Origin of the sequence: Exiguobacterium sp. s40 (assembly GCF_018617905.1) — a bacterium.
GTDB classification, from domain to species: Bacteria; Bacillota; Bacilli; order Exiguobacteriales; family Exiguobacteriaceae; genus Exiguobacterium; species Exiguobacterium mexicanum_A.
In genome coordinates this window covers 147,086-165,177 of record NZ_JACSLC010000004.1, presented here as the reverse complement: position 1 = coordinate 165,177, position 18,092 = coordinate 147,086, and the positions used below count along the sequence as shown (strand labels likewise).

Sequence of the window (18,092 nt, the reverse complement as noted above, 5' to 3'; positions counted from 1 at the left end):
TTCTATAACCCGATTAGATCTTACTTTTATTATTTAAAGAATGATTGAATATCATTCCACGTGACGATCAACATGAGGAGCATGAGCAAAGCGAACCCGATAAAGTGGACGAAGCCTTCCTTTTTCGGATCGATCGGCCGTCCGCGCACCGCTTCGAACAAGAGGAAGATGAGTCGTCCTCCATCAAGTGCCGGGAGCGGCAACAAGTTAAAGATGGCCAAGTTGACTGATAAAAGTGCCGTCCAGTTGAGGAGCATGATGAGCCCGCTCGCCGCCACTTCATCGGTCATGCGGACAATCCCGACCGGTCCGGCCAATTGGTCGACGCCGACTTGACCGGTAACCAAATCACCGACCGCGGAAAAGATGAGCGTCGACATCGTCCACGTCGTCTCAGCCCCAGTCGTGAAGGCTTTCGTCGGTGAACGCTCGAGCGCGTTCGTCACGCCCAATATCCCGACCGTCTCGCCGTTTTGTTCGACCGCTTGCGGCGTGAGCGTCACCGTTTGTTCTGCATCATCCCGAATATACGTCACTTCCGTTGGCGTGTCAGCCCGGTCGGCAAGCACAGTCCGAAGGTCGAGCCAGTCATCAATCGTCTCGCCTTCGATGGAGACAATTTCATCTCCCGCCATAAGACCTGCTTGATCAGCAGCCGAATCTGGCTGCACCGTACCGATTCGTCCATCGTCCGTTGGTGTCCCTTGGACGAGACCGACGATGACAAGCAAGATGAAGGCAAGGACGAAGTTCATCGCTGGGCCGGCTGCAATCGCGAGCACACGTTTCCATACCGATTGAGCTCCGAACGTGCGGTCGTATGGGGCAATTTGAATTTCCATGCCTTGGTCGACGAGAAGCGTGTCCCGTTCAAGTGAATAGACACGGACCTCATCATCGACGAGCAACTGGATCTTCAATTCGCGAATCGAATCGAACTTGTCGACCGTCCCGACGACGTGCACGTCTTTTGCCTGGTCCGGCTGGAAGTAGACACGATCGACCGTGCCGGCGTTCGTCAGGCGTAACCCGACGTGTTGACCGGCTTTCACTTCGATCGGCTCAAAATCTTCTCCTGCCATTTTGACATACCCACCGATTGGCAATAAGCGAATCGTATACAGCGTCTCATTCTTTCTGAACGAGAGGATTTTCGGTCCAAACCCGATTGCAAATTCATGACAGAGAATCCCTGCCCGTTTCGCCATGACGAGGTGTCCCCATTCATGAACCGATATGAGTACCCCAAACATCAAAACGATGGCGATAAAAGTCGTCATTGTCTATTCCCCACCTTCACTTTCCTTGCTGAATTTGTTCTCGAACCGCTCGGTCGACTTGAAGGATCTGTTCGAGCGTCGGTTCTGCAATTACCGTATGTGTCTCCATCGCTTGTTCAACGATCCGTTCGATATCGAGGAAAGCGATCTCCCCGTTCAAGAACAGCTCGACAGCCGCCTCGTTGGCCGCATTAAGCACCGTCGGCATCGAACCACCGGCGCGTCCGGCCTCATACGCGAGGCGTAAGGCCGGATAACGCGTCAAGTCGGCTTCTGCGAAGTGAAGCGTTCCGATTTCTCTCAAGTTTAACCGCTTGTTCCCGTCGATTTCAAGACGTTTCGGGCCTGAGAGCGCATAGAGGATCGGTCCACGCATATCCGGATTTCCAAGCTGCGCCATGACGGCGGCGTCTTTGAATTCGACCATCGAGTGGATGATGGACTCACGATGAAGCACCACTTCAATATCATTATAATCGATATCGAACAACCAGTGAGCTTCGATGACTTCGAGTCCTTTATTGAACATCGTCGCCGAATCGATTGTGATTTTCGCCCCCATCGACCAGTTTGGATGTGCGAGCGCCTCTGCGACGGTCACGCCGTCTAATTCATCCCGCGACTTGTCACGGAAACTCCCGCCTGATGCCGTTAAGATGATTTTCGAGACGTCCTCTCGGCGTTCACCGTTCAAACATTGATAGATGGCTGAATGTTCACTATCGACTGGAAGCAGGCTGACCCCATGCTTCTTGACGGCTGCCGTGACGAGATGGCCCGCCGTGACGAGCGTCTCCTTGTTCGCCAAAGCGATGTCTTTACCTGCCTCGATGGCAGCGAGCGTCGGCTCAAGACCGACAGCCCCGACGACGGCTGTGACGACGATGTCAGCCCGCTCTGCGGTCGCACATTCGATCAACCCTTCAAGTCCGATAAAAAAGAGTGGTTCGTATGTAAGTCGTGGTTTGAGTTGTTCGAGCACTTCGATGTCTTTGGCGGACACGTATTTCGGCCGCAGGCGGTTGATCCATTCCTCGGCCACATCTACATTCGTTCCGAAGGCATAGGCCTCAAGTTCAAACAAGTCGGGGTGCTGTTCGATGACGTCACATGTCTGTACGCCAATCGAACCAGTCGCCCCGATTAAGCTGATTCGCTTCATCTTGACACTCCTTTATAACAAATTAAATACCCAGATGACGGTGAATACCGCGATCATACTATCAAAGCGGTCCAAAATGCCACCGTGTCCCGGTAACAGATGACCCGAATCTTTTACGTTGAATTGACGTTTATACGCCGACTGCACCAAGTCCCCGAGTTGCCCGACGACGGATACGACGACCGCGAGCACCAATACTTCGAGAATCGGCAACACCGGTTCGACGAGGACGTAGACGAGACCGACGACGATAGACGAGATGATCCCACCGACCGCCCCTTCAATCGTCTTGTTCGGACTGATTGAGGGCCACAGTTTTGTCTTACCGATTGCTTTGCCCGTGAAGTAAGCACCCGAGTCCGTCGCCCAAATCATGAACAGGACGAGAAGTACTTTGACGAGCCCATCCTCTGAAAGACGGACGAGCGCAAAACTAGAGAAACCGATGACGAGATAGACAGCAGATACAAAATAAAAACTCGCGTCTTCATACGTGAAACGGTTTTTTGTGACGACCGTCCAAAACAGGAGGAGCATTAAACCGAGCACCATCCATTGATTCGTCGACATCGGCATCTCGCCCATGACAAGCTGTCGCTCAAGCAACATCAATACGAACGGGAAGGCTACAAGGAGCGACGTCACAAGGAACGGAAACGCCGTCAACTTGTGATTGCGCATCATCGTGAACTCGCTCAGTCCAATCAAGGCGAGCACACCCATCAAGATGACGAACGGACTGCCCCCGAGGGCGATCAAGCTGACAAAAATGGCACCGGCCCAAAGACCGGTAATAATTCGAGTCTTCATGTCACACCCCACCAAACCGGCGCGTCCGCGCGTTATACGCTTCGATCGCCTCGACGAAGTGGTCTCGTTTGAACTCAGGCCATAACACGTCTGTGAAATGGAGTTCAGCGTACGCCCCTTGCCAGAGCAAGAAGTTCGAGAGACGCTGTTCCCCGCTCGTCCGGATAATCAAATCGACGTCTTGCATATTTGTCATGAGACGCTGTCCGATCATGGCGTCATCGATGTCGTCCGGTTGAATCTTCCCTGCCGCTACATCGCTGGCGATATGGCGCATCGCTTGTACGAGCTCGTCGCGGCCACCATAGTTTAAGGCAAAGACGAGATCCAGACCTGTGTTCGTCGCCGTGCGCGTACGAGCCTCATCGACTGCATCCCGCGTGCCGCGCGGTAATTTTGACACATCACCTGCGACGAGGACGCGAACGTTTTGTTCGTCCAGTTCTTTTAAGTCCGTCTCTAAAAATTGTTTCGGCAATTTCATCAAGAAGTTGACTTCTTCTTCCGGACGCGTCCAGTTCTCCGTCGAGAACGCATAGAGCGTCAACGAACGGATCCCGAGTTCTTGGGCGGTGCGAACCGCTTCCCGGACCGATTTCATCCCTTCCCGGTGACCCATGATGCGAGGGAGTCCACGCTTTTTCGCCCAACGGCCGTTGCCGTCCATAATGATGGCGACGTGTTCGGGGATGCTCAGTTCCGCCTCGGTCTTCGTTTTAGGATTCACCCATTTAAACATACTCTATCCTCCTGATTGTATGAAAGAGGGACCCTCTCAGTAAAAGGGTCCCCACACAGCTTTTTGGTATACCACTTCCGTGATTACACTTCCATGATTTCTTTTTCTTTCGTCGCTGCAGATTCATCAATCTTTTTGATATACGAATCCGTTAACGATTGAACGTCATCCGCATAACCGCGAAGGTCGTCCTCAGTCAAGTCCCCATCTTTTTCAAGCTTCTTCAAGTTTTCGTTGGCGTCACGACGAACGTTACGGACAGCAACTTTCGCTTCTTCCGCATATTTCTTCGTCACTTTCACGAGCTCTTTGCGACGCTCTTCCGTCAAAGCTGGGATGGCGAGACGAATGACGGTCCCGTCCGACGACGGCGAGAGACCAAGGTCGGCTTTTTGGATCGCTTTTTCAACGTCAGACACCATCGACTTGTCCCATGGTTGAATCAAGAGAAGGCGTGCTTCCGGTGTATTGATGTTCGCTACTTGATTGAGCGGTGTCGGTACACCGTAGTAATCGACTTGAACCGGGTCCAAGATCGACGCGCTCGCGCGGCCCGTCCGAAGTGTCCCGAAGTCACGCTTCAGCGCGGAAACGGCTTTCTCCATTTTCTCTTCAGCAGTTTTCAATACGTCATTTACACTCATGAATTGATTCCTCCTACTACCGTCCCGATATGTTCCCCGAGTACGACACGTTTGATGTTTCCTTCTTCAAGCAATGAGAATACAATCAGTGGGATATGGTTGTCCATACATAGTGACGTGGCTGTCGAATCCATCACTTGGAGACCGTCCTTTAAGACGTCCAAGTACGTGAGCGTGTCGTATTTGACTGCATCCGGAACGAGTTTCGGATCGGCCGAATAGACGCCGTCGACGTTGTTTTTTCCCATCAAGATGACGTCAGCTTCAATCTCCGCTGCGCGGAGTGCCGCTGTCGTGTCTGTCGAGAAGTACGGGTTCCCCGTCCCTGCCGCGAAGATGACGACGCGACCTTTTTCAAGGTGACGCATCGCCCGGCGACGAATGTACGGTTCAGCCACTTGGCGCATTTCGATTGAGGTTTGGACGCGTGTTTGGACACCGTTCGTTTCAAGGCTATCTTGTAGCGCGAGCGAGTTCAATACCGTGGCGAGCATGCCCATGTAATCCGCATTCGCTCGGTCCATGCCGAGCTCGCTACCGGTCTTGCCGCGCCAGATGTTCCCGGCGCCTACGACGACGGCAACTTCGACGCCCATGGCGACCAATTCTTTAATTTGCCCAGAGATCGAATTGACGATGGCCGGGTCGATCCCGTACCCTTGATCTCCAGCGAGCGCTTCCCCACTCAATTTTAACACAATTCGCTTATATTTCGGTTCCATACTTTGCCTCCTCTTGCTTGAAAAAAGGGAACACGCTCCCTTAACGAACTAACTCAAGGTTATACAGACGTGTTCCCAATTTTGATAGCACCATGTGAATGATGCAGATTATTTTTTAAGTTGGTTCATTACTTCTTCAGCAAAGTTTTCTTCGCGTTTTTCCATACCTTCTCCAACTTCGTAACGTACGAATGAGTTGATACGGCCGCCTTTAGACTCTACGTATTTCCCAACTTTGAAGTCAGCGTCTTTAACGAATGTTTGGTCGACGAGGCAGATTTCCTCGAAGTACTTGTTCATACGTCCCGCAATCATCTTCTCGACGATGTTGGCAGGCTTGCCTTCGTTGAGGGCTTGCTCAGTCAAGACTTTCTTCTCACGATCTGCTTCTTCAGCCGATACTTCGTCGCGTGTCGCGTAAAGTGGGCGTGCTGCTGCAACGTGCATAGCTACGTCTTTTGCAACTGTTTCGTCTGTTGTACCGTCGAGGACAACGACTGAACCGATGCGGCCGCCCATGTGGAGGTACGTGCCGAAGACTGCATCGTCCGCTTTTTCAAGGACAGCGATGCGACGGAGTGAGATTTTCTCTCCGATTGTCGAAGCTTCTTCTTGAATGTGTGTTTCAAGCGTTTTACCAGCTACGAATTCAGAAGCGAGTGCCGCTTCAACTGTCGTTGCGCCTGAAGTAAGAACAGCTTTTGCTACGTCTGAAACGAGTGTTTGGAACTTCTCGTTTTTCGCAACGAAGTCTGTTTCTGAGTTAACTTCGACGAGCGTAGCTTTGTTGCCTTCAACCGCTACTGCCGTCAAACCTTCTGCTGCGATACGGTCGCCTTTAGCTGCTGCTTTCGCGATCCCTTTTTCACGAAGGAAGTCGATTGCTGCTTGCATGTCACCGTTTGTTTCAGTGAGTGCTTTTTTGCAATCGAGCATACCTGCGCCTGTTTTTTCACGAAGTTCTTTTACCATTGCTGCTGTAACTGCCATCGGAAATTCCTCCTTGTAAAACTTACGAATTTTTAAGAAAAAGCACTAAGGCTTTATATACGTGTCCTAAAAAAAGGTGATAAAAGGCTTTCCCTTTATCACCTGTTGTCTGACTGATTACTCAGCTTCTGTCGCTTCAGCTTCTGGAGCTACCGCTTCTTCAGCTACTTCTTCTTCGCCTTGTTTCGCTTCGATGATTGCATCTGCCATCTTCGAAGTGAGCAATTTAACCGCACGAATCGCATCGTCGTTCGCTGGGATGACGTAGTCGATTTCGTCTGGGTCACAGTTTGTGTCGACAATCGCAACGATTGGGATGTTCAATTTGTGAGCTTCTGCAATCGCGATCCGCTCTTTACGTGGGTCAACGATGAAGAGGGCATCAGGAACACCTGGCATGTCCTTGATTCCGCCGAGGAACTTCTCAAGACGTGTCATTTCTTTTTTCAAGATGATGACTTCTTTCTTAGGAAGTACTTCGAACGTACCGTCAGCTTCCATTTTCTCAAGCTGCTTCAAACGGTTGATACGTTTTTTGATTGTTGAGAAGTTTGTGAGTGTTCCACCCAACCAACGCTCATTGATGAAGTACATACCTGAACGGAGTGCTTCTTCTTTGATTGTGTCTTGAGCTTGTTTTTTCGTACCTACGAAGAGGACGTTTCCGCCTTCTGCCGCGAGTTCACGAACGAAGTTGTACGCCTCGTCTACTTTTTTGACCGTTTTTTGAAGGTCGATGATGTAGATGCCGTTACGCTCCGTGAAGATGTATTTCGCCATTTTTGGGTTCCAACGGCGTGTCTGGTGACCGAAGTGTACACCAGCTTCGAGCAATTGCTTCATTGAAATTACTGCCATGATAAATTTCCTCCTTGTGGTTTAAAAAAGTCCTCCGCCTCGTTCATCGTTGTATTCCGACCTTTCGGCACCGAGGAATACCATCCCGAGACGTGTGTGATGTGTTTAACACCAAAAAATACTATAGCATATGTCCGCCAATCCGGCAACTCTCACTTTTTACGAAGTTTGGCATATAAGGCGACTTCTCCTTCGCCTTTTCCAAGGAGTCGGGCCGTCTCCCGGACCGAATGGTGCAATAACACATCCTCCACGTGCGGGGCTGATTGCGTATCGTCGTCCGATGTCTCTCGCTTTGGCTCCGCATGGATCGACTGAGCACCTGCAACCTCTTCGTTTGAGGACGCTGGTTGTTTCACGACATCGTTCATCGATTCCATGAACGACAACAGGAGGGCCTCGGTCTCACGTTTCTCGTGCTCGAGTTGCGTGACGCGAGCGGTCAACGCCTGGACTTGACGAAATAAGATCAGCAGTCCGTAAGCGACGATACAGGCGATTGCGATATATACGATGGTCATCTCCATCCCTCCTTCACGATGTCTTTTCTTCTAAATACGAACGTCCAAGTGCAAGCTTTAACGTCTTTAACGCCTTGGAATGGATTTGGGAGATACGTGACGTCGACAGTTCCAACACTTCGCCAATCTCGGTCAACGTCAACTCGTCGAAGTAGAACAACGAGACGACGAGACGTTCTTTCTCGGACAAGTGCTCGATTTCGGTCGTCAGCACGTCGAGCAGCTCGCGCTGCAATAGCGTATCCTCCGGTTTCTCAGAGTCAGGGTCGAAATACGTGACGGACATGACCTTGCCTTCTTCTTGAAGCGTCACCGCTTCATCGATCGACAACATGTTCGCGAAGTACCCTTCCGCCATCGCCTTCTCGATTTCCGACACCGGTAGTTCGCAGGCGCTCGCGAGTTCTTCTTTCGTCGGGGCCCGGTGCAACTTCTGCTCGAGTTGTTCGGCGATGTGATCAATTTTTTTTACGCGTTCGCGCACCGAACGCGGTAACCAATCGATTTTCCGCAGCCCATCGATGATGGCGCCACGTATCCGAAACGCCGCGTACGTGTCAAACTTGTTGTTGTGTTCTGGATCATATTTCATGAGGGCATCGTACAATCCCATGTAACCCAAACTTTTCAATTCGTCGCGTTCGACGCTCTTCGGGAGCGTCACGATCATTCGTTGCACGTGATAATGGATGAGGAACTCGTAGTGCGCCAATAGTTCATTCGCTGTATCCATATCGCGGTCAGTGTTCCAACGATCCCACAACTCGGTAAGCTGAGTCGTCATGTCGATCCCCCCTAGATTTCCTTAGTTCCTACGCTGACCGTTCGAATCGATAGGACGCAAGTCGCCACATCAAATTCGATCGTCCGTCCGTTATGCCCGCCACAGTCTTCTGCGATGAGCGGGATACGGTGCGCTTTCAGTGCGTTGCGCACGGCTTCGGCGTTTCGTTCACCGATCCGCATCGCCTCGTTCTCATACTTGAATTGAAACATTTGGGCGCCGCCGGCCATCTTCGCTTGCAGCCGACCCGCTCCGGCCCGTTTCAACGAAGCGACGAGCGCATCGATGGCCGTATCCGCATATTTTCCTACTTCAACCGTTTGGTGTTTCCGGGCAATCGCCGAATCCGGCAACATGACATGGGCCATCGCCGCGATTTGGAGCCGGACGTCATACAAGATGACGCCGACGCACGAACCGAGTCCTGCCGTTCGCAATTTGTTCGGCGCGGTCGTCTGCTTCCATTCCGCGATGCCGATTTTGATGACTTCAGCCATGGCCAATCAACCGCTGTTGTATCCGTTCGAGCGAGCCATGCGTCGGTAGGAACAACACATGCCCAGCACTTACTTTCTCATCGATGCGGAACGTCGTATCGATGTAGAGTGCCGCATCTTCCTCAGGTTGGACCGACGTGACGACGAATTCAACGATCGAACCCGCCATGTCGACCGCTGTCGCCGGGACTTGGATGGAGATTGGAGTATCGAGCCAATCCCCGAGTGCCCGGGCGTAAGCCCCGCTCATGATGTTTCCGATTTCTTCCCATGCCGACTGGCCGAGCTCGTCCGCCGTTTGGAACGAGAACGTGCTTCCGATGAGGGAAGCGACCATTGTTTCGGCATCATCGACCGGAAACAAGATGAGAATCATGCCGCTAATATCACCACCGAGCTCCAACAAGACGGACGCCACGTGACGTTCCGGCCCGCCGACGCGTTCCGGCAAATACGTGATCGGTTCCATCTCCGCCGAGGAGACGGTGATCGTGACCGGCTTGCCCAAGAGCGTCGACAATGCCGTCGCGGCATGACCAGAACCGATATTGCCGAGTTCTTTCAATAAATCTTGCTCGAACTCACTCAGCATGCTGTTCCTCGAATAATGCGTTGGCATCGAGGAGCGAGAACAATTTGTCCTCGCCCTTGGCGATCGCCGTCAAGTGAGCCGACAACATGTCTCGGCTCGACTCCGGAATCGGCTCGATGCGAACGTCTTCACTTTCCACGACCTCGTTGGCCCGGTCGACGATAAAGCCGGCATCGCCTTGATTGAGTGAAGCGATCAAAATCCGTGTTTCTTCGGTCGGTTCGACTGCCTCGTAACCGAGACGGAGCCGAAGGTCGATGACCGGTGTGACGACCCCGCGCAGATTGATGACACCTTTGACGTGAGCCGGTGCGTTCGGGACGCGTGTGACCGGTTGTACCCGTTCAATCGAGCGAACTGACTGGACATCGATTCCGTATGTGTTCGATCCCAATGAAAAGACTACCCATTTTTGTTCCATCCTTCTTCCTCCTTAGAACAGATCGTTGCTGTCGACAATCAAGGCGACACGCCCGTCTCCGAGTATCGTCGCACCAGAGATGGCCGGAATGCCCTCGAGATAAGTTCCGAGCGGCTTCATGACGATCTCTTGTTGGCCAATCAAGTCATTGACGACCACACCGACGAGCTTGTTTCCTTTGCGGACGACGACGACCGGGAATTGCGTCTTCGTTTCCGTTTCGATCGCGAACATTTCTTTCAAGTAAACGAGCGGGACGAGCTGACCTCTGAAGTCGAAGACGCGTTCGCGATGGGCCGTCAATATGTCGGCCTCGTCGAGGAGCGTCGTCTCGAGAATCGATGACAGCGGAACGGCGTACGTCTCATCACCGACTTGTACGAGCATCGCCGAGATGATCGAGAGCGTGAGTGGCAAGCTGACTTGGAATTTCGTCCCTTGTCCGACGACCGTCTCGAGCGTGACGACCCCGCCGAGCGATTCAATTTTGTTTTTGACGACGTCTAGTCCGACGCCGCGACCTGAAAGATCGGTGACGACGTCTGCCGTCGAGAATCCAGGTGCGAAGATGAGCATGGCTACTTCATTGTCCGTCATCGCCGTCGCTTCTTCCGACGTGATGACGCCTCGTTCGAGTGCTTTTGAGCGGACTTTATCGACATTGATTCCTGCCCCGTCATCCTCGATTTCAATGAAGACACGGTTACCGCCATGGTAAGCGCGAAGCGCGAGTCGACCTTGCTCCGGCTTCCCGGCTTCGAGGCGGACTTCCGGCAACTCGATGCCGTGGTCGATGGCGTTACGAATCAAATGGACGAGCGGGTCACCGATCTCATCGATGACTGTCCGATCGAGCTCGGTCTCAGCACCGGTGATATCGAGTTGGACTTTTTTATGGATATCTTTCGCGACCGAACGCACCATGCGCGGGAAGCGATTGAACACTTGCTCGATCGGCATCATGCGGAGCGTCAAGACGAGCGATTGAAGTTCGTTCGTACCGCGTTTGATTTTCTCGACCGTTTCGTTCAGTTCAGGTTGACCGACTTCGTCGGCGAGCCGCTCAAGACGACCGCGATCGATGATGAATTCTTCGAACAAGTTCATCAGACGATCGATCCGCTCTAAGTTGACACGAATCGTCTTCGCTTGTGCGACGGCCTGTTCTTTCGGTTCGTCCGCCTCCACCGCTTTCGGTTTCACTTCGGCCACGGCGACGCTCTCGGCACTGACGGCGACTTCCGGCGCACCGGCCGCCGCACTCGTGTAAGGTGTCACTTGGACGTGCTCGACTTCCGACACTTGGGACACGGCATGCTCAATCACGTCCGCTGACTCCTGAGACACGAACAAGACGTCAAATGAGAGATCGAACTGTTCTTGCTCGATCGCCTCGGTCTCAGGAACCGTCCGGACGACTTCGCCGAGTTCTTGGAGACGATCGAACACCATGTAGGCGCGCGCCGCTTTCAACACGACGGCATCCGATAGCTTCACATGAAGTTGGAACGCTTCGAAGCCGGTCTCTTTCGCTTGCTTGATGACCGAATCGGTATATAGGTCGGCCGTGAAGACCGTCTCATCGACCACCTCGACTGCTTTCGGAGTGCTACCGATAAATGACTGGAACGCGGACACTGTCGCCGTCACATCGATGTTTGCGCCTCTGCCTCCCGTCTCGATATCAGCGATCATCTCTTCGATTTGTTCCATGGCCGAGAACATCGTATCGAGCAACAACTGGTTGCTCTCTTTCTTTCCGGCTCGAACCAAATCGAGCGCGCTCTCCATCTCATGCGTCAAGTTGGCGACACTCTCGTATCCCATCGTCGCCGACATCCCTTTGAGCGTGTGTGCCGAGCGGAAAATCTCTTGAATCGCTTCCTGACTGCCCGTCTGTTCTAGTTTCAACAGCTGGGTGTTAACCGATTGGATATGTTCTTGAGATTCGTCTAAAAACAATCCTAAGTATTCGTTCACGTCCATCTATAATGCCTCCCTGTCGTTAGACTCGGTTCCACTGACGTTTCAAGTTCCCCATCAAGCGTTCCATAAAATGACGCGGCTTCGGCGGTGTCCCGGTCAATGTCGTTAAAATCCGTTCAAGCCGCCAACTGATGTCACTCTTCCGGTCCAGATGGTAAAACGGGACTTGGGCGATGACCGCTCGTCTGACCGTGGCGTCATCTGGTAAATACCCGAGGAATCGAATCGATTTCTTTAAAAACTGCTCACATGCAACTTCCATTCGTTCAAAACATTGCAGCGCTTCTTCACCCGATTGGGCCCGATTGACAATCACACCGAGCGGTAAGTCCGGACTTTGACGATGAACGAGCTTCGTATAGGCATATCCATCCATGAGCGAGGTCGGTTCAGGCGTCAAGATAAGGAACATCTCATCGCATCCCTCGATGAACTGGAGCGACGTGTCTGTCGCACCGGCCCCCATGTCGAATAACACATAATCGTATTCGGTCAGCACTTCGAGTTCACGCATAAAAAATTGCATATCTGCATGTGAGAATTGGACTAGTTCGTCGAGCCCACTTCCCCCATGTAATATATCGACACCTTGCACGTCTTTCTGAACCGAGGCGGCGAGCGGAATTCGCGCTTTTACCGAATCCATCATCGTTCGTGACCGCGACGCGTTCAATAAGATGTGCACGTTCGCCATCCCGATGTCGAGGTCGACGATCAAGACACGTTTCCCGAGCTCGACGAGACCGATGGCCGTATTGACGCAGACGTTCGTTTTACCGACCCCGCCTTTTCCGCTCGCAAAAGCGATTGTCGTCGGTGCGGTCTCCTTTTTCGCCCTCAGACGTCTTGCTTGGTCCATTGGGTCCACCCTTCTTTCTCAAGTAAACGATTCGTCAATCGGTCCGGCTCTCCGACGACAAGGTCGTCCGGCACTTCTTGTCCGTCCGTCAGCCAAGCGACCGGCAGTCCGCTCTCGCGGACCATCCGATACATCGCGTGAATGTCACTCGTCTCATCGGCTTTCGTGAAGATGAGCGACTGGAGCGGCAACGGTTCGAATTGGCGATAGATCATGTCCATATCCCGCATCTTCGACGTCAAGCTGAGGACGAGCGACAAGCTCGTTTCCGAGAAATCGTGATGTCGCTCGAACTGTTCGACGTACGCCTCGTCGCGGAAGTTGCGACCGGCCGTATCAATCAAGATGATGTCTTTCCGTGCGAACAGTTGTTTCGCTCGTTTGAAGTCATTGAAGTCGTAGGCGACCTCGACCGGGATGTCTAAAATCTCGGCGTACGTTTTCAATTGTTCGATTGCCGCGATCCGGTACGTGTCCGTCGTGATGAGACCGACCGAGAGCCCATGCTCGAGTTTGTAGTGAGCGGCAAGTTTGGCGAGTGTCGTCGTCTTGCCAACCCCGGTCGGACCAACGAGCATCATATACCGTTTCGGTTTAGGGACAGCCAAGAAGGAACTCCGGATTTGATCACGCACGTAGCGTTCGACGACTTCCACCGATTTTGTCGTGTAATACAGCTCGTTGATCGCTTCGTCCCACGTCTCACCACGGAACGACTCGGAGGCGAGCAGTGATTCGACATGCGCCAGCGCTGCGGGCAACCGTCTCGACGTCGACACGGTCGCCGCCTGACTTGATTCGTTCGTTTGTTGCGGTGGACGCGTCGGAGCCTTCACGGGCTTCGATGGTGCGACGGGTTTCGTCGCGGCACGCGGTTTGACAGCGAGCGGTGCTTTCTCGAGCGCGGCGATGACCTCGACGTGTTGCGATGCGAACAGGCCGAGCCAGCCTTTCTTCACTTGACGGGAGTTCAAAATCACGGCGTCGTCACCAAACTCCTGTTTGACTTTCGCCATCGCTTCCGACATCGTCTTGCCGGTATATTTTTTGATTTGCATTTAAATCACCCCAATACTTTTCACTTCAATCGAGCTGAGCAGCTCGTTGTAGGCGAGAACCGGCACGTCCGGATAATATCGTTCGAGCAGTTGTCTCACGAACAAACGGATCGTCGGCGAGCATAAAATGACGGCCGAAGCCCCGTAGCGTTCGAACATCGACAGTTGCTCACCCGAGCGTTCGATAATCTCGCGCGCCTGTTCCGGGTCGAGCGCCAAATAGTTGCCGAACTCGGTTTTTTGAACGGCGTCTTGAATGAGCTGTTCGGTCTGGCCACCGAGTGTGACGACGTAGAGCGGGCCGTCCGGCGGGCTGACTTGGTCCGTCAATTGACGGGACAGGCCTTGGCGGCAATATTCGCCGAGGATATCGGCATCTTTCGTCACTTTGCCATAATCGGCCATCGTCTCGAACAAGAGCGGTAAATTGCGAATCGAGACGTGTTCTTTCAACAGATGACGGAGCACTTTTTGAATGTCGCCAATCGATAGGACGGATGGTGTCACGTCTTCGACGAGCACCGGGTGCGTCTCTTTCAAGTGTTCGACGAGTTGTTTCGTCTCTTCACGGCCGAGAAGGTCTGCCGAATGCTTCTTGAGCGTCTCCGTCAAATGCGTCGCGACGACCGATGGCGGATCGACGACGGTGTACCCGCTCATTTCAGCACGGGTCCGCGTCTCTTCGTCAATCCAGAGAGCCGGGAGGCCGAACGCCGGTTCCGTCGTTTCAATGCCGTATACTTCCGGGTCTTCAATGCCAGGGCTCATCGCCAAGTAATGATCGAGCAACAGCTCCCCTTCAGCGACGACGTTGCCTTTCACTTTGATGCGGTACGCGTTCGGAGACAGTTGCAAATGATCTCGGATTCGGACCGTCGGCAAGATGAAGCCGAGTTCGAGCGCGAGCTGACGACGAATCATGACGACCCGGTCAAGCAGGTCGCCGCCCTGCGACTCATCGGCGAGCGGGATGAGTCCGTAACCGAACTCGAACTCGATGGCATCGATTTGTAGCAGTGACACGACGGTCTCCGTCGGTGCCATTGGTTCTTCTTCCGGTAGCGGTGTATCGATGACACGTTTCATGTTGCGGCGCATCGCATACGCCCCATAGAAAGCGACACCGGCGATGATGACCGTCACCGGGAGCAGACTCGGTGAGATAAACCCGAGCATGATCACAATCGAGCCGGCGATATAGAGGAGCGTCGGATTTTGACCGAGCTGGTCGACGACGTCTTCTCCTAAATTCCCATCCGACACGGCACGCGTGACGATGATGCCGGTCGCCGTCGAGATGAGGAGCGCCGGGATTTGACCGACAAGCCCGTCCCCGATCGTCATGAGTGAGAACGTCTGGAACGCTTCACCGACCGGGAGGCCCATTTGGACGGTCCCGATGATGATTCCAAAAATCAAGTTGATGACGACGATAATGATCCCGGCGATGGCGTCCCCTTTGACGAACTTCGAGGCCCCGTCCATCGATCCGTAAAAGTCGGCTTCACTTTGAATTTTTTTCCGACGGATTTGAGCGTCCTTGTCGTCAATCAATCCTGAGTTCAAGTCGGCATCAATCGCCATCTGTTTACCAGGCATGGCGTCGAGCGTGAAGCGGGCCGATACTTCCGACACGCGTTCCGCCCCTTTCGTGATGACGACGAATTGGATGATGACGAGGATGAGGAAGACGACGAACCCGACGAGCACGTTTCCTCCGACGACGAAGTTCCCGAACGTCGCAATAACTTCTCCCCCGTACCCGGTCGAAAGAATCGACCGCGTCGTCGACACGTTCAATCCGAGCCGGAACAGCGTCACGATCAACAAGAGCGAAGGAAAGACTGAGAAGTCGAGCGCTTCGCGGGCGTTCATCGCGACGAGCAAAATCAGCAAGGCGATCAGTATATTAACAATGATTAAAAAATCTAATATGAACCCCGGTAACGGGATGACGAGCATGACGACGATCATAAGAACGCCGATCAATACCGCGAAATCTTTCGCTTTTACAGCCAACACATACTCCTCCTCAAGACGGTTGTTTCAATTGATAGACGAACGCAAGCACTTCAGCAATCGCCTGATAAAACGACTCGTCAACGACTTCCCCGATATCCATTTGGGCGTAAAGTGCGCGGGCCAACGGTTTATTTTCCACAATCGGGATGTCATGTTCTTTGGCCACGTCGCGGATGTTGAAGGCGACTTGGTCGACGCCTTTGGCGACGACGAGCGGCGCAAAGTCTTTCGTGTCGTCATAGCGAATGACGACGGCATAATGGGTCGGGTTCGTGATGACGACGTCCGCGTTCGGAATCTCTTGCATCATGCGGCGCATCGCCATCTCCCGTTGTTGTTGTTTGATTTTTGACTTGATGAGCGGGTCACCTTCACTGTTTTTATACTCGTCCTTCACATCTTGTTTCGACATGCGAATCGATTTTTCAAAATCGAATCGTTGATAGAAAAAGTCGAGCAACGCGAGTGCGAGCAAGGCGACGCTCACCCATAGTCCAAGTTCGATCGTGATGCTCGCGAGCGCGATAACCGATTCACGGACATGTTCGACAGCCATCCGGGACAGCTCTTTTTGGTTTTGCCAGAGCACGGCAACAGCAGTCGTCAGGATAATCAATAATTTGAATAAGGACTTTAAAAATTCGACGACCGCTTTCATACTGATAATCCGCTTGACCCCTTTGATCGGGTCGATGCGTTCGAGTTTCGGTTGGATCGCCTCTGCCGAGAACAACGTCCCGATTTGAAGATAGTTGATCAAAATCCCGAACACGACCGCGACGACGAAGAACGGTCCGACAATCAAACCGACACGAAGCAACAAGTCGGTAAGCATCCCGGACAATCCATTCGATAAGTCGAACAACAAGTAACTCGTACCGAGCAAATCTTTCGTCAACCCGAACAGTTGCTTGCCGAGATACGGACCTAAAAACGATAACATGAGAAACATCGCGAACAAGGCGAACGCGCCGGTCAAATCGGCCGACTTGGCGACTTGTCCTTTCTTGCGCGAGTCATCCCGCTTACGCGGGGTCGCTTTTTCGGTTTTTTCTCCTGCAAAAAATTGAAGATCGACCGATAAGGTATATAGAGGCTTCATGAGGCGTCTCCTAGCAATGTCATAAAATCACGTAACACTTCTTGTAAAATCGGGATGAACTGGCTGATGCCGTTCAAGGTCAACCCCATCATGACGACCATGACCGAGAAACCAGCAATCAGTTTGAATGAGAATCCGATTGCAAAAATATTGAACTGCGGGGCCGATTTCGCCAAGAACCCAAGCGCCATGTCGACAAGCAAGAGCGATGCCATGAGCGGAAAGGCGAGCTGTAAAGCGACCATCATCGTCATCGTGACGACCTTCACGGCCATCATGAGCGACGCTTCACTAAAGTTGATGATCGGCTGGCCCGGTGGATATATTTGAAAGCTATAATAGATACCATCGATCAGCAGTAAATGTAAATTGCTCGACAGCATGATAAACAATGTGAAGATGTAATAAAAACGTCCGATCAATGGCGACTGGCCTCCGAACATCGGGTCATACGCCGATGCCATCGCGAGTCCGAGCTGCAAATCGATGACCCCTCCCGCAATCTGGGGCGCAAAGAACAAAATATTGATCAATATGCCGAGCACCAAGCCGATCAGCACTTCGTATAACACTTGCAAGATGTACGCTTGCCCGAGCTCGAGCGGCTCCGTCACCGTGAACATCGCATAGTAGGCTAAAAAAGCACTGAAAGCGACGCGATGCATGACAGGTAGCTGTCGGGATGAAAACAACGGGACGCTCACGAAGAAACCGGACAGACGTGCGAACGTCAAACCGTATAGACTGATAAAATCGACCGCGTTCATTTCGAGGCGACCTCGACCATCAGTTCAAAAATCAATCGGGTGAACCCTTCGATCTGTTGCAGCATCCAAGGCCCAAAGATGACGAGCCCGATAAACACCGAGACGATTTTTGGGACGAACGATAACGTCTGCTCTTGAATCTGTGTCGTCGCCTGTAAAATCGAAATGACGAGACCGACGACGAGTGAAATCAACAAGAGCGGCATCGAGATTTTTAATAACGTCCACACACTCTCCGTCGCCAAATAGATGACCATTTCCTGCGTCATATTCGTTCC

20 protein-coding genes are annotated in these 18,092 nt (G+C 52.6%); all 20 read right to left on the bottom strand.

Going from position 1 to position 18,092, the window contains the following annotated elements; translation table 11 throughout:
- Window positions 1–29: 29 nt before the first annotated feature.
- Window positions 30–1,280, bottom strand: coding sequence for an RIP metalloprotease RseP (gene rseP / locus KNP02_RS05470; protein ID WP_138859588.1), 1,251 nt, complete (start codon window positions 1,278–1,280; stop codon window positions 30–32).
- 16 nt (window positions 1,281–1,296) lie between these two features.
- Window positions 1,297–2,442 (bottom strand): 1-deoxy-D-xylulose-5-phosphate reductoisomerase, encoded by a 1,146-nt coding sequence (gene dxr / locus KNP02_RS05465; RefSeq protein ID WP_034777257.1) that lies wholly within the window; start codon window positions 2,440–2,442, stop codon window positions 1,297–1,299.
- A gap of 12 nt (window positions 2,443–2,454) precedes the next feature.
- The gene (locus KNP02_RS05460) at window positions 2,455–3,252 is read right to left on the bottom strand and encodes a phosphatidate cytidylyltransferase (protein ID WP_034777254.1); all 798 of its coding nucleotides are present in this window, start codon (window positions 3,250–3,252) and stop codon (window positions 2,455–2,457) included.
- Between the two features lies 1 nt (window position 3,253).
- Window positions 3,254–3,991 (bottom strand): undecaprenyl pyrophosphate synthase, encoded by a 738-nt coding sequence (locus KNP02_RS05455; protein WP_034777251.1) that lies wholly within the window; start codon window positions 3,989–3,991, stop codon window positions 3,254–3,256.
- Window positions 3,992–4,074: 83 nt separating this feature from the next.
- Entirely contained in the window at window positions 4,075–4,635 is a 561-nt protein-coding gene (gene frr, locus KNP02_RS05450; protein WP_034777248.1) for a ribosome recycling factor, read from the bottom strand.
- Window positions 4,632–5,357, bottom strand: a complete 726-nt coding sequence (pyrH, locus tag KNP02_RS05445; RefSeq protein ID WP_034777246.1) for a UMP kinase — start codon at window positions 5,355–5,357, stop codon at window positions 4,632–4,634. The genes frr and pyrH overlap by 4 nt, the downstream gene beginning before the upstream one ends.
- A gap of 108 nt (window positions 5,358–5,465) precedes the next feature.
- Window positions 5,466–6,347 carry a translation elongation factor Ts gene (gene tsf, locus KNP02_RS05440; protein WP_138859592.1) on the bottom strand — a complete coding sequence of 294 codons (882 nt, stop codon included), beginning with the start codon at window positions 6,345–6,347 and terminating at the stop codon, window positions 5,466–5,468.
- A 117-nt stretch (window positions 6,348–6,464) separates the two neighbouring features.
- On the bottom strand, window positions 6,465–7,205 hold the full coding sequence (rpsB, locus tag KNP02_RS05435; protein WP_021067146.1) for a 30S ribosomal protein S2: 741 nt from the start codon (window positions 7,203–7,205) through the stop codon (window positions 6,465–6,467).
- Window positions 7,206–7,357: 152 nt separating this feature from the next.
- Window positions 7,358–7,726, bottom strand: a complete 369-nt coding sequence (locus KNP02_RS05430; RefSeq protein WP_138859593.1) for a hypothetical protein — start codon at window positions 7,724–7,726, stop codon at window positions 7,358–7,360.
- A 13-nt stretch (window positions 7,727–7,739) separates the two neighbouring features.
- Complete coding sequence (locus tag KNP02_RS05425; RefSeq protein WP_034777239.1) at window positions 7,740–8,510, bottom strand: FliA/WhiG family RNA polymerase sigma factor; 771 nt, start codon at window positions 8,508–8,510, stop codon at window positions 7,740–7,742.
- An 11-nt stretch (window positions 8,511–8,521) separates the two neighbouring features.
- A complete protein-coding gene (locus KNP02_RS05420; protein WP_034777237.1) occupies window positions 8,522–9,007 on the bottom strand; it encodes a chemotaxis protein CheD in 486 nt (161 codons plus the stop codon).
- Window positions 9,000–9,599: a chemotaxis protein CheC gene (locus tag KNP02_RS05415; RefSeq protein WP_138859595.1), complete on the bottom strand. Its 600-nt coding sequence runs from the start codon at window positions 9,597–9,599 to the stop codon at window positions 9,000–9,002. The genes KNP02_RS05420 and KNP02_RS05415 overlap by 8 nt, the downstream gene beginning before the upstream one ends.
- Complete coding sequence (locus tag KNP02_RS05410; protein ID WP_034777232.1) at window positions 9,589–10,020, bottom strand: chemotaxis protein CheW; 432 nt, start codon at window positions 10,018–10,020, stop codon at window positions 9,589–9,591. Before KNP02_RS05410 ends, KNP02_RS05415 begins: the two co-directional genes overlap by 11 nt.
- A gap of 12 nt (window positions 10,021–10,032) precedes the next feature.
- The gene (locus tag KNP02_RS05405) at window positions 10,033–12,006 is read right to left on the bottom strand and encodes a chemotaxis protein CheA (protein ID WP_214707469.1); all 1,974 of its coding nucleotides are present in this window, start codon (window positions 12,004–12,006) and stop codon (window positions 10,033–10,035) included.
- Window positions 12,007–12,025: 19 nt separating this feature from the next.
- A complete protein-coding gene (locus tag KNP02_RS05400) occupies window positions 12,026–12,865 on the bottom strand; it encodes a MinD/ParA family protein (RefSeq protein WP_214707467.1) in 840 nt (279 codons plus the stop codon).
- A complete protein-coding gene (locus KNP02_RS05395; protein ID WP_214707466.1) occupies window positions 12,844–13,923 on the bottom strand; it encodes a flagellar biosynthesis protein FlhF in 1,080 nt (359 codons plus the stop codon). The genes KNP02_RS05400 and KNP02_RS05395 overlap by 22 nt, the downstream gene beginning before the upstream one ends.
- Window positions 13,924–15,897 (bottom strand): flagellar biosynthesis protein FlhA, encoded by a 1,974-nt coding sequence (gene flhA / locus KNP02_RS05390; RefSeq protein ID WP_251126271.1) that lies wholly within the window; start codon window positions 15,895–15,897, stop codon window positions 13,924–13,926.
- 58 nt (window positions 15,898–15,955) lie between these two features.
- Window positions 15,956–17,047 (bottom strand): flagellar biosynthesis protein FlhB, encoded by a 1,092-nt coding sequence (gene flhB, locus KNP02_RS05385; protein ID WP_214707462.1) that lies wholly within the window; start codon window positions 17,045–17,047, stop codon window positions 15,956–15,958.
- Window positions 17,044–17,814, bottom strand: coding sequence for a flagellar biosynthetic protein FliR (gene fliR, locus KNP02_RS05380; protein ID WP_034777220.1), 771 nt, complete (start codon window positions 17,812–17,814; stop codon window positions 17,044–17,046). Before fliR ends, flhB begins: the two co-directional genes overlap by 4 nt.
- On the bottom strand, window positions 17,811–18,083 hold the full coding sequence (gene fliQ, locus KNP02_RS05375) for a flagellar biosynthesis protein FliQ (protein WP_034777219.1): 273 nt from the start codon (window positions 18,081–18,083) through the stop codon (window positions 17,811–17,813). The genes fliR and fliQ overlap by 4 nt, the downstream gene beginning before the upstream one ends.
- Between the last annotated feature and the right edge of the window lie 9 nt (window positions 18,084–18,092).

Bases quoted from the DNA above. Each gene is read 5' to 3' on its own strand.
- frr (WP_034777248.1), bottom strand. From the start codon at position 4,635: ATGAGTGTAAATGACGTATTGAAAACTGCTGAAGAGAAAATGGAGAAA.
- KNP02_RS05415 (WP_138859595.1), bottom strand. From the start codon at position 9,599: ATGCTGAGTGAGTTCGAGCAAGATTTATTGAAAGAACTCGGCAATATC.
- tsf (WP_138859592.1), bottom strand. From the start codon at position 6,347: ATGGCAGTTACAGCAGCAATGGTAAAAGAACTTCGTGAAAAAACAGGC.
- KNP02_RS05420 (WP_034777237.1), bottom strand. From the start codon at position 9,007: ATGGCTGAAGTCATCAAAATCGGCATCGCGGAATGGAAGCAGACGACC.
- KNP02_RS05455 (WP_034777251.1), bottom strand. From the start codon at position 3,991: ATGTTTAAATGGGTGAATCCTAAAACGAAGACCGAGGCGGAACTGAGC.
- KNP02_RS05395 (WP_214707466.1), bottom strand. From the start codon at position 13,923: ATGCAAATCAAAAAATATACCGGCAAGACGATGTCGGAAGCGATGGCG.
- flhB (WP_214707462.1), bottom strand. From the start codon at position 17,047: ATGAAGCCTCTATATACCTTATCGGTCGATCTTCAATTTTTTGCAGGA.
- KNP02_RS05400 (WP_214707467.1), bottom strand. From the start codon at position 12,865: ATGGACCAAGCAAGACGTCTGAGGGCGAAAAAGGAGACCGCACCGACG.
- fliQ (WP_034777219.1), bottom strand. From the start codon at position 18,083: ATGACGCAGGAAATGGTCATCTATTTGGCGACGGAGAGTGTGTGGACG.
- fliR (WP_034777220.1), bottom strand. From the start codon at position 17,814: ATGAACGCGGTCGATTTTATCAGTCTATACGGTTTGACGTTCGCACGT.
- KNP02_RS05460 (WP_034777254.1), bottom strand. From the start codon at position 3,252: ATGAAGACTCGAATTATTACCGGTCTTTGGGCCGGTGCCATTTTTGTC.
- KNP02_RS05430 (WP_138859593.1), bottom strand. From the start codon at position 7,726: ATGACCATCGTATATATCGCAATCGCCTGTATCGTCGCTTACGGACTG.
- pyrH (WP_034777246.1), bottom strand. From the start codon at position 5,357: ATGGAACCGAAATATAAGCGAATTGTGTTAAAATTGAGTGGGGAAGCG.
- rpsB (WP_021067146.1), bottom strand. From the start codon at position 7,205: ATGGCAGTAATTTCAATGAAGCAATTGCTCGAAGCTGGTGTACACTTC.
- dxr (WP_034777257.1), bottom strand. From the start codon at position 2,442: ATGAAGCGAATCAGCTTAATCGGGGCGACTGGTTCGATTGGCGTACAG.
- KNP02_RS05410 (WP_034777232.1), bottom strand. From the start codon at position 10,020: ATGGAACAAAAATGGGTAGTCTTTTCATTGGGATCGAACACATACGGA.
- KNP02_RS05405 (WP_214707469.1), bottom strand. From the start codon at position 12,006: ATGGACGTGAACGAATACTTAGGATTGTTTTTAGACGAATCTCAAGAA.
- flhA (WP_251126271.1), bottom strand. From the start codon at position 15,897: ATGATCGTCGTCATGCTCGTCATCCCGTTACCGGGGTTCATATTAGAT.
- rseP (WP_138859588.1), bottom strand. From the start codon at position 1,280: ATGACGACTTTTATCGCCATCGTTTTGATGTTTGGGGTACTCATATCG.
- KNP02_RS05425 (WP_034777239.1), bottom strand. From the start codon at position 8,510: ATGACGACTCAGCTTACCGAGTTGTGGGATCGTTGGAACACTGACCGC.